Annotated in this window: 12 protein-coding genes; 9 read left to right on the top strand and 3 right to left on the bottom strand. The window is 42.8% G+C overall.

Annotated elements, in window-relative coordinates; genetic code table 11:
* Window positions 1–32 precede the first annotated feature (32 nt).
* The 9 genes from DBR11_RS08955 (at window position 33) to DBR11_RS08915 (ending at window position 7,299) form a co-directional block, all read left to right on the top strand.
* Complete coding sequence (locus DBR11_RS08955) at window positions 33–737, top strand: alpha/beta hydrolase-fold protein (RefSeq protein ID WP_108551755.1); 705 nt, start codon at window positions 33–35, stop codon at window positions 735–737.
* A gap of 39 nt (window positions 738–776) precedes the next feature.
* Window positions 777–1,784, top strand: coding sequence for a RimK family alpha-L-glutamate ligase (locus DBR11_RS08950; protein WP_108551753.1), 1,008 nt, complete (start codon window positions 777–779; stop codon window positions 1,782–1,784).
* A gap of 47 nt (window positions 1,785–1,831) precedes the next feature.
* Window positions 1,832–2,935 carry a carboxylate-amine ligase gene (locus tag DBR11_RS08945; protein ID WP_108551750.1) on the top strand — a complete coding sequence of 368 codons (1,104 nt, stop codon included), beginning with the start codon at window positions 1,832–1,834 and terminating at the stop codon, window positions 2,933–2,935.
* 1 nt (window position 2,936) lies between these two features.
* Window positions 2,937–3,782 (top strand): type 1 glutamine amidotransferase, encoded by an 846-nt coding sequence (locus DBR11_RS08940; protein WP_108551748.1) that lies wholly within the window; start codon window positions 2,937–2,939, stop codon window positions 3,780–3,782.
* On the top strand, window positions 3,766–4,959 hold the full coding sequence (locus DBR11_RS08935; protein ID WP_108551746.1) for a hypothetical protein: 1,194 nt from the start codon (window positions 3,766–3,768) through the stop codon (window positions 4,957–4,959). Before DBR11_RS08940 ends, DBR11_RS08935 begins: the two co-directional genes overlap by 17 nt.
* A gap of 50 nt (window positions 4,960–5,009) precedes the next feature.
* Window positions 5,010–5,168, top strand: coding sequence for a FeoB-associated Cys-rich membrane protein (locus DBR11_RS08930; protein ID WP_108551744.1), 159 nt, complete (start codon window positions 5,010–5,012; stop codon window positions 5,166–5,168).
* 18 nt (window positions 5,169–5,186) lie between these two features.
* Entirely contained in the window at window positions 5,187–5,774 is a 588-nt protein-coding gene (locus DBR11_RS08925; RefSeq protein ID WP_108551742.1) for a Crp/Fnr family transcriptional regulator, read from the top strand.
* A gap of 86 nt (window positions 5,775–5,860) precedes the next feature.
* A complete protein-coding gene (locus DBR11_RS08920; RefSeq protein WP_108551740.1) occupies window positions 5,861–6,391 on the top strand; it encodes a YceI family protein in 531 nt (176 codons plus the stop codon).
* A 32-nt stretch (window positions 6,392–6,423) separates the two neighbouring features.
* Entirely contained in the window at window positions 6,424–7,299 is an 876-nt protein-coding gene (locus DBR11_RS08915; protein ID WP_108551737.1) for a pirin family protein, read from the top strand.
* Window positions 7,300–7,348: 49 nt separating this feature from the next.
* Here the strand turns inward: DBR11_RS08915 and DBR11_RS08910 are convergent, their stop codons facing one another.
* From DBR11_RS08910 to porV, 3 genes are read right to left on the bottom strand one after another with little or no spacing between them, the layout of a single operon-like run.
* Complete coding sequence (locus DBR11_RS08910; protein ID WP_108551735.1) at window positions 7,349–7,597, bottom strand: hypothetical protein; 249 nt, start codon at window positions 7,595–7,597, stop codon at window positions 7,349–7,351.
* A gap of 55 nt (window positions 7,598–7,652) precedes the next feature.
* The gene (gene ispF / locus DBR11_RS08905) at window positions 7,653–8,132 is read right to left on the bottom strand and encodes a 2-C-methyl-D-erythritol 2,4-cyclodiphosphate synthase (protein ID WP_108551733.1); all 480 of its coding nucleotides are present in this window, start codon (window positions 8,130–8,132) and stop codon (window positions 7,653–7,655) included.
* A 16-nt stretch (window positions 8,133–8,148) separates the two neighbouring features.
* Window positions 8,149–9,330 (bottom strand): type IX secretion system outer membrane channel protein PorV, encoded by a 1,182-nt coding sequence (gene porV / locus DBR11_RS08900; RefSeq protein WP_146186494.1) that lies wholly within the window; start codon window positions 9,328–9,330, stop codon window positions 8,149–8,151.
* Window positions 9,331–9,660 lie beyond the last annotated feature (330 nt).

Below are 9,660 nucleotides of genomic sequence, written 5' to 3'. Positions count from 1 at the left end.
TTCTTACCTTTTAGCACCTAAATTTTCGATTTATGCAAGAAGACTATATAAAATGGTATAGCCCAAACCTGAGTGCAGATTTCGAAATGCTCACTTTCGGCCATGGCGGTTACCCCATCGTACTATTCCCTACAAGTAAGGGACGTTATTATGAGAACAAGGATTTTAAACTCATTGAATCCGCAGGGCATTTAATTGATGAAGGAAAAGTCAAGATATATTGTCCTGACGGAATTGACGCCCTCAGCTGGTATAATAAAAGCATTCATCCGGCCGACCGGGTAAAAAACCACATCTGGTACGATAAGATGCTGCTGGAAGAGGTAGCAGGACGGGCGAGATGCGAAACTGGATTTGACAAAATCATTACAGCCGGATGTAGTTTTGGAGGTTACCATGCCGCAAACTTTGCCTTCCGGCATCCCTGGCTGGTCAGTCATTTATTCAGTATGAGTGGTGCTTTTGATCTTAGAGGGCAAATGGATGGCTTTTACAACGGTGATTTCTATTACAACAACCCCATTGATTTTCTGCCGAACGACCATAGTACTGAACTCTGGGATATGAAAGTCGTTTTGGGTACCACCGACAGGGACATTTGCCGGCACGATAACGAAAGGTTGTCTGAAATATTAAGCCGCAAAGGCATGAACCACTGGCTGGACATCCGGCACAATGCAGATCATGACTGGGTCATCTGGCGGCAAATGTTCCCCGAATACCTTGGTCAACTGTAAAAGAACAAATACAAATAGCATTTTAAAAACGATATATTTATGAAGAAAATAGGCATTCTATTCGGCAAAGAAAGATCTTTTCCGGAAGCTTTCGTAAAACGAGTTAACCAAATTGCAGGCAAGGATATCCGGGCTGAATTTGTAAGTATCGATAAAATATTCCAGGCAGAGGCCCTGGATTATGCGGTTATTATCGACCGCATATCCCAGGATGTTCCATTTTACAGGGCTGCTTTAAAAAACGCAGCCATTACCGGAACTGCCGTCATCAACAATCCTTTCTGGTGGAGTGCAGATGAAAAATTCTTCAATAATGCGCTGGCGGTAAAACTCGGCATACCGGTACCCAAAACGGCCTTGATCCCTTCAAAGGAACATCCCGATGATACCTCCGAACAATCCTTCAGCAACCTGGCTTACCCAATGGACTGGAATACCATATTTGAATACACTGGTTTTCCGGCCTATATGAAACCTTTTGATGGCGGTGGATGGAAAGAAGTTTATAAACTGCATGACAAAGAAGATTTTTTTGACAAGCACAGTCAAACCAAGCAAACTGTAATGATGCTGCAGGAGGAGATCATTTTTGACGAATACTACAGATGCTACTGCATTGGAGGAAAATATGTCCGCATCATGCAATATGAACCAAGAAATCCTTTCCATTTACGCTACTCCGTGGACACCCCTCCATCCAGCGAAAAACTACTAAAAACCATTCACGATTATGTGATTAAATTAAATCAGTACCTGGGCTATGACTTCAACACCGTAGAATTTGCTGTAAGAGATGGTATTCCTTATGCCATAGACTTCTGTAATCCGGCTCCGGATGCCGAAGTGACCAGTGTTGGGCAGGAGAATTTTGACTGGGTGGTAGAACATGCTGCAAAATATGCCATTGAAAGAGCACAGGCACACAAAGATGACCAGGATAACCTGACCTGGGGCGAATACATCAAGACTTCAGCAGCGGGAAAACCACTGGTTGCAGCAAAAAAACCTGCTCCCGCGAAGAAAGCCCCCTCTAAAAAAACAAAATAAGCCCTTAAAAGCAAACCAGATTAACACCTATAGAAATACCAAATATAATGATGAATGATTTCACACTGGGGATAGAAGAAGAGTACATGGTCATTGATCCTGTTACCCGCGAGCTGACTTCCCATGACCAGAAAATTGTAGAAGCAGCTCAGAAAATACATAAAGATCAGGTTAAGGCTGAAATGCACCAGGCTGTAGTAGAAGTGGGAACCGGAATTTGCAGGAACACCAGCCAGGCCAGAGAGGAAATTACGCAGTTGAGACATACCGTTTCTCAGCTGGCCGGGGAACAGGGGCTCCGGATCGGAGCCTCAGGAACACATCCTTTTTCCCATTGGGAGAAACAGCTCATTACTGAAAACCCACGGTACAGCGAAATTGTAAATGAACTACAGGAAGCTGCCCGCTCCAACCTGATCTTTGGCCTCCATGTACATGTGGGCTTCCAATCCCGGGAGCTGGCCATACATATTGCCAACCAGGTCCGTTATTTTTTACCCCATGTCTTTGCCTTATCTGCCAATTCTCCCTTCTGGGAAGGCAGAAACACAGGATACAAATCCTTCAGGACCAAAGTTTTTGATAAATTTCCCCGTACAGGCATCCCTGACATTTTCAACAGCATTGAAGATTATGACAATTATGTAAAACTGCTCATCAAAACCAATAGTATTGACAATGCCAAGAAGATCTGGTGGGACATCAGGGTCCATCCCTTCTTCGAAACCATTGAGTTCAGAATTTGCGACTGCCCGATGCTGGTCGATGAAACCATGGCCTTTACAGCCCTGTTCCAGGCACTCTGTGCCAAATTGTACAAACTCCGCTTACAGAACATGAAATTTATCAGTTATTCCAGGGCCCTCATTAACGAAAATAAATGGCGGGCTGCCCGATATGGTATAGATGGAAACCTGATCGACTTTGGAAAAGAAATGGAGGTCAACTGCCGCAACCTCGTTTTGGAACTGCTGGATTTTGTGGACGATGTGGTGGATGAACTGGGTTGCCGCGAAGACCTGAATTATGTACATAAAATATTACAGAATGGAACTGGTGCAGATCGGCAACTGGCTGTGTACGAACAAACCGGTAGTTTTGAATCGGTGGTAGACTATATTACCACCCAAACCCTCCTGGGAACAAAATAATATGAGCAGGAAAAAAGAGATCAAAGTAGCCGTTATCGATATGAACAACGGCACACCAAATCAGGGCATGAGGGGAATTAAAGAGGTTCTGCATCAATATAAGATACAAACTGGTGCCCCCCTTTCTTTCGATGTCTTTGACCTGAGGCAAAAAGAGGAAATCCCAGGCCTAGACTATGACATCTATATCTCTTCTGGTGGCCCTGGAAGTCCATACGAAGGCGAAGGCCTGGCCTGGGAAACTAATTTCTTCCACTTATTAGACCAGGTAGAGGAATTTAACAAGGAGAACGAACAAAAGAAATCCTTCTTTTTCATCTGTCATTCTTTCCAGCTGGCCTGCAGGAAATATGGACTGGGCAAAGTAACCCGGCGCAAATCAAATGCCTTTGGTATTTTCCCCATTAGCCTGACCAGCGAAGGTGAAAAAGACCTGATCTACCAGGGACTGCCCAATCCATTCTATTCCGTAGACAGCCGCGACTGGCAGGTCATCTCTCCAGATGAAGACAAGTTCAGCAATACCGGTGCAGAAATACTGGCCATCGAAAAAGAACGCCCACATGTGAACCTGGAACGATGCATCATGTCCATCCGTTTTTCCAGAGAATTTGCAGGCACACAGTTTCACCCGGAAGCCGACCCCATAGGAATGAAAATGTACCTGTTACAGGATGAAAAGAAAGCCGCAATCATAGAAAACCATGGAGAAGAAAAGTACCTTGATATGCTCAACAGTCTGGACGATCCGGAACGCATTAGCCTAACCCAGCGGATCATTTTGCCTAATTTTTTAAACGAAGCCATTCAACTATTACAGCAAACGGAACATGATCAGCAAGTATAGACAACAATTCAACAGCAACTTTACGCACCAAAAATATAGCTTGTTCCTCCAAAATCTAACCAGGGAGCTGCTTCCAATTTCTTTTAGGGTTGCAGAAACACCCATATTTATACCCACCGGCCTGCAGGAGAAGCTTATTGCTGCCGGAGAAGAGATCATTCATCTGATCCGCCGCCCCGATTTCAAGGAACTGACCAGCAAATCTATTCCGGATCAGTGGAAAGTACCGGGAGAAGAAAAACATCCGCATTTCTTAACTTTTGATTTTGGAATCTGTAAAGATCAAAATGGGGAACTGACACCCAAACTGATAGAGATGCAGGGATTTCCTTCACTCTATGGTTTTCAGGCACACCTGGCAGAACAATATATCGACAGCTACGGACTGGAAAAAATGGCCTCATTCAGCCCCTTTTTCAACCAGATGAACAAGGAGCAATATGTTCATCTCTTAAAGGAAATCCTGATCGGAGCACATGAGCCACATGAGGTTGCGCTGATGGACATCAATGCTCCAGATCAAAAAACAGCGATCGACTTTTACCTCACTCAGAAATATACCGGACTGAAAATACTCAGCCTCACCGATATCTTCAGAGAAGGCGACCAATTGTTTTATGAAGATAATGGAAAAAAAATCCGTTTAAAACGCATCTATAACCGCTTAATCTTTGATGAAATAGAAAACAAAACACATTTATTTGAGCAGAGTTTTGACCCCAGAATACCCCTGGACATCGAATGGATCACCCACCCCAACTGGTTTTACAGGATCAGCAAGTATACCATGCCTTTCCTCAAAAGTGACTTTGTACCCGAAACCCGCTTCCTGAACGAAATCGATCCCCTACCAACAGACCTGGAAAACTATGTGTTAAAACCCCTGTTCTCTTTTGCCGGCCTGGGTGTAGTCATAGATGTAAAACTCCAGGATATTAAAGATGTTAAAGACCCGCACAACTGGATCCTGCAGAGAAAAGTCCAGTATGAGCCTGTAGTACAAGCTCTGGACGGGCGCGTAAAAGCAGAGATCCGCCTCATGTACCTATGGCCGGAAAATGGCGAACCACAGCTTTGCATCAATCTGGCAAGACTGAGCCGGGGAAAAATGATCGGCGTACGTTATAATAAAGATTTTGACTGGGTGGGTGGAAGTGTTGGATTAATGGAGAAGTAAATTTACATTTGAAAGACGGCCCCGCTTCATTTCTTTTTTATTTTTGTATTATGGATATTCAGACCATATTAGTGATCATTCTATTTGCAGGCGCACTGTTTTATGTTGGCCGCATTGTGTATAGGTCTATCAGCCCAAAAAAAGGAGGCTGCGGTTCTAATTGTAAATGTGGTGTAGATTTTTCTAATATCGAACCAGAAAAGAAATAGACTTTATCTATAACCCATATGCTTGAACCTTTCAAGGAGTATTTGCAAAAGAAAGTAGCAATAACAGATGAACAATTTGATCTTATTTCACATAAACTAAAGGTAAAAACTTTCAGTAAAAATGAAATGATCCTGATGAAAGGCGATTTCTCAACACAAGGTTTTTTTGTGCTCAATGGATTGCTGCGCAGTTACTCTATTGATGCCAAAGGAAAAACCCATATCATTCAGTTTGCACCTGAACAATGGTGGCTTTCTGAACGCAACGGCCATTTCAATGAACCTTCCGATTTCTTTATAGACGCCATTGAATCCACTCAGGCCATCCTGATGCCAAAAGACTTCATTAATGAGGCCGCAGAAATTGTACCCTGCATGAATCCGCTCAACAGCACCATGCTCAATAATGCAATTCGTTTTATGCAGAAAAGAATCAATATGCTTTTAAGCGCAACAGCAGAAGAGCGGTACCTTGATTTTATAAAACTCTACCCAAACCTCACTTTAAGGGTTCCCCAGTGGATGATTGCCTCTTATTTGGGCATTACACCAGAATCTCTAAGCCGGGTACGTAAAGACCTTGCACACAAACATTTCCACCCATAAGCATTTCTTATCCTAGATCAATGCGGGGCTGCTGACTTGGCCGTAATTTTGTGCTGTATTATTAATCAATCTAATAATTAAAAATTATGGCAACAACTAAATGGTCTTTAGACCCAACCCACAGCGAACTGGAGTTCAAAGTAAAACATTTAATGATCACTACCGTGACCGGAAAATTAAACGAATTCACTTCTGAACTGGTTTCTGAAGGTGACGATTTCAATCATGCAAAAGTTTCTTTCGAAGCGAAACTTGCTTCAATAGACACTGGCAACACAGATAGAGACAACCACCTAAAAAGCCCTGATTTTTTCGATGCAGAGCAATTCCCTACACTGACTTTCGATTCAGGTGTCTTGTCTGAAGACGGAGATGATTATGCATTAAATGGAAACTTAACCATCAAAGGCATTACCAAAGCCGTTAAACTTACCATTGAATTTGGTGGTATTGCTACAGATCCATGGGGAAATACTAAAGCCGGTTTTACATTAAGCGGCAAGATCAAAAGAACAGACTTTGGATTAAACTGGAATGCAGCCCTGGAAACAGGTGGTGTAATGGTGAGTGAAGAAGTCCGCATACTGGGTGAACTGCAATTTGTAAAACAAGCCTAATTGCAACATCCTTTTCAACAGAAAGGAAACAAATGAAAACAACAATAAAGTCGGTGGCTGCAGTTTTAAACGCACCGGCACCTCATATGGTAGGCGACGGTTTCAGGGTCCACAATTTTTTCCCCGGAGGCTATAAAATAAATATGAGCCCGTTCTATCTGCTCGATTACAACGCGAAAATTGATTTTTCAGCGCGAAATGAGCCAAGAGGCGTCGGTGTACACCCCCACAGGGGCTTTGAAACTGTAACCATCGCTTACCATGGTGCCGTAGCGCACCATGACAGCGCTGGAAACAGTGGGGTTATTTACCCGGGAGATGTGCAATGGATGACTGCTGCAAGCGGAATTTTGCATAAAGAATACCATGAAGAAACCTATAGCAAAAACGGAGGCCCCTTTCAAATGGTCCAGCTCTGGGTAAACCTTCCATCTCAATATAAAATGACCAGGCCTAAATACCAGGCCTTAAAACATGATGAAATTAACCGGGTCGATTTACCTGACCACGGCGGACAGATTGAGGTTATTGCAGGTAATTATCAGGGTGTAAAAGGTTCCGCGAACACCTTTACACCTGTTCATGTGTATAACGCAAGGCTTAATGCGGGATCAAAAGCAACCTTTAGCTTCCCTGCGGCCTACAATACGGGCTTTGTGGTTATTGAAGGTAAGATCAGGATCAATCAAACAGAGACAGCTCTGAGCAATCAGTTCATTCACTTTGGCCCGCAGGGTGAGGAAATTGAAATAGAAGCTTTAGAACCCAGCGTCGTCTTAATTCTGAGCGGGGAACCTATTGATGAACCTGTCACCGCATATGGTCCGTTCCTGATGAATACACCTGAAGAAATTCAACAGGCAATCAGCGATTACAACCAGGGGAAATTTGGCTTCCTGGAAGACTAGTTTTCTATCATCTTATAAAAAGGCTTTAACCTTCGCAGTTAAAGCCTTTTTATGGCTTTTTACTTTTTGCAGTACTATCAGTTTTTACTGTATCTTTCATAATAGTTCCTCTTCCGGTGTTTACCGCAGGAGCTTCGTTAATGCCCGTACCAGTTGATCCTGCGTTTGGATCAGAATGTTTTGAGGTGTCTACCTTTAAGGTATCTGTTCTGTTCTCACTTCCCTTATCACCTATACATCCAGCGGCGAGTAGTACAGGCAAAGCAACTAAAAAGCTATATTTCTTTAAATTTCTCATAACAAAAGGATTTCAACTAAAACCCATACCTCTTCCAATTGTTTGACGCAAGCACCTAATTTTTCTCGATCAGACAAACCGCATAAGCCACCACACCTTCTTCCCTGCCAATAAAGCCCATTTGCTCGTTTGTAGTGGCCTTGATGGAAATATCCTCTTCAGAAAGGCCAATTGCCTCCGCAATATTTTTTTGCATTGCAGGAATATGGGGGTTGATCTTAGGTGCTTCCAGGCAAAGCATCGCGTCTATGTTTCCAATAGACCAACCTTTCTCCTGCAACATTTTAGCTGTTTCCTGTAAAAGGATCACACTGCTGATTCCCTTCCACCTGGGGTCTGTATTCTTAAAATGAAAACCGATATCTCTTAAATTCGCGGCCCCAAGCAAGGCATCACAAATAGCATGTAGTAATACATCCGCATCAGAATGGCCAAAAGCACCTTTATGATGTTCCAAATTAACACCTCCTACTACAAATGGATGCTGATCTTTTAACTGGTGCACATCAAATCCAAATCCTACTTTAATCTTCATATGTATTCTCTATAAATTATTTGCTGCTGCCTCCAAAATTGAACAGCAGGGTAAACCGGAGTGTATTTGCCATCGGGCTTTTCTGAGGAGAAGCCACCAGGTAAGCGAAATCTATATTCAAAATATCATATTTAAAGCCCGTCCCAAGCGTTAGATAACGACGGTTTCCCTTATCCGGACTTTCATAAAAATACCCTCCCCGCAACGCAAATTTACCCGCATACAGGTATTCAAGACCAGCAGCTATATTAACTTCTTTAAGTTCTTCATTAAATCCACCAGGTGCATCCCCAAAAGAACCAAAAATCCCGGCAGGAACAGAAACATTTGGATCCCTTCCTTTAACGATATTGCCATTCTGATCGTATTGCGGTTGTGTAGGGACCAAAAGCTTGTTAAAATCAATGGCTACAGTAAACTGGTTCATATCATCCACCAAAAAAGCAGACGCCCCGCCAATTCGTAGATTGGTTGGTAAAAAATACGCATTACCCGCATCTGTATAGCTCATCTTTGTCCCTATATTAGAGATATTCGCACCTGCAGCAAGAATGGCATCTGACCCAAGAAAATAGGTTTGTTTTTTAAAATAGGCAGAAACATCTACTGCAACAGACTGTCCGGCTTTCACCTGCTGCCCGCCGCTAAACTGTCCGGTAGACAAGGCAGAACGGATATATCTTAAAGAAGTTCCTAAGGAGAAGGAGTCTCCAAAACGCCTTGAAAACGTACCATCTATTGCAAATTCATTGGGGCTGTAAGTCCCAAGGTCTTGCTTATTGGCATCTGTAAGCTGTATTTTGCCATAAGAGAAATACCGTAAAGAACCTCCTATTACGTTTCTTTCGTCAATTTTATAAAAACCACTTAAATAACCCAGATTAATATCGGAAACCAGATTTCTCAGCCATGGACTATAAGACAGTGACAGGCCATAACGCTGATCTAAAAAAGCAAGTTTAGATGGGTTATTACTCATCGCATTCGCATCCGGAAGTACAGCAACTCCTGCTTCCCCCATACCACCCGCTCTTGCATCAGGGGAAATCAGTAGAAACGGAACCGCCGTTACAATATCACTTCCCCCACTCCCATTACTCTGTGCGCCGGACGGAAGCCCCTGGGCTTTCAAATCGCCTGAAAAAATAAGTAATCCCAACAAGCCCAGGCCTGCGATCAGAAAACACTTAAAACCCATATGTTATAATTCTGTTACGCAAGTTAGCACTGCGTTTCCGATTTTCAAATTATTCTGCAGGTTTAAGCCCGTTTTAATTCCTCTCCGCCGTAAGCTGCGTGTTTTATAGCCGCAAATAGCCTTTGTAAGAAATATTTTGGCGCATAAACCTTTTTTTATGTAATTTTATCAAGTGGGTGCTATTTACCAACATCTGCAAGAACTAAAAAAACACTCAATCTCGGTGAACCCGACATGACTAAAATAATGATTAAGCACACAGGGCAACAATTATTTCAATCATCAAAGGCTCCATCTAACAAAAAATAAAATAAAAAGATAGATGAAAAG

The sequence above is a fragment of the Pedobacter sp. HMWF019 genome (genome assembly GCF_003061025.1).
Classification (GTDB): domain Bacteria; phylum Bacteroidota; class Bacteroidia; order Sphingobacteriales; family Sphingobacteriaceae; genus Pedobacter.
The sequence above is the reverse complement of the archived record's forward strand: the minus strand, read 5'-3'. Positions and strand labels throughout refer to the sequence as shown.

What these genes read in the sequence shown, in the direction of transcription:
- DBR11_RS08955 (WP_108551755.1), top strand. Translation starts at nt 33, where the DNA reads ATGCAAGAAGACTATATAAAATGGTATAGCCCAAACCTGAGTGCAGAT.
- DBR11_RS08950 (WP_108551753.1), top strand. Translation starts at nt 777, where the DNA reads ATGAAGAAAATAGGCATTCTATTCGGCAAAGAAAGATCTTTTCCGGAA.
- DBR11_RS08945 (WP_108551750.1), top strand. Translation starts at nt 1,832, where the DNA reads ATGATGAATGATTTCACACTGGGGATAGAAGAAGAGTACATGGTCATT.
- DBR11_RS08940 (WP_108551748.1), top strand. Translation starts at nt 2,937, where the DNA reads ATGAGCAGGAAAAAAGAGATCAAAGTAGCCGTTATCGATATGAACAAC.
- DBR11_RS08935 (WP_108551746.1), top strand. Translation starts at nt 3,766, where the DNA reads ATGATCAGCAAGTATAGACAACAATTCAACAGCAACTTTACGCACCAA.
- DBR11_RS08930 (WP_108551744.1), top strand. Translation starts at nt 5,010, where the DNA reads ATGGATATTCAGACCATATTAGTGATCATTCTATTTGCAGGCGCACTG.
- DBR11_RS08925 (WP_108551742.1), top strand. Translation starts at nt 5,187, where the DNA reads ATGCTTGAACCTTTCAAGGAGTATTTGCAAAAGAAAGTAGCAATAACA.
- DBR11_RS08920 (WP_108551740.1), top strand. Translation starts at nt 5,861, where the DNA reads ATGGCAACAACTAAATGGTCTTTAGACCCAACCCACAGCGAACTGGAG.
- DBR11_RS08915 (WP_108551737.1), top strand. Translation starts at nt 6,424, where the DNA reads ATGAAAACAACAATAAAGTCGGTGGCTGCAGTTTTAAACGCACCGGCA.
- DBR11_RS08910 (WP_108551735.1), bottom strand. Translation starts at nt 7,597, where the DNA reads ATGAGAAATTTAAAGAAATATAGCTTTTTAGTTGCTTTGCCTGTACTA.
- ispF (WP_108551733.1), bottom strand. Translation starts at nt 8,132, where the DNA reads ATGAAGATTAAAGTAGGATTTGGATTTGATGTGCACCAGTTAAAAGAT.
- porV (WP_146186494.1), bottom strand. Translation starts at nt 9,330, where the DNA reads ATGGGTTTTAAGTGTTTTCTGATCGCAGGCCTGGGCTTGTTGGGATTA.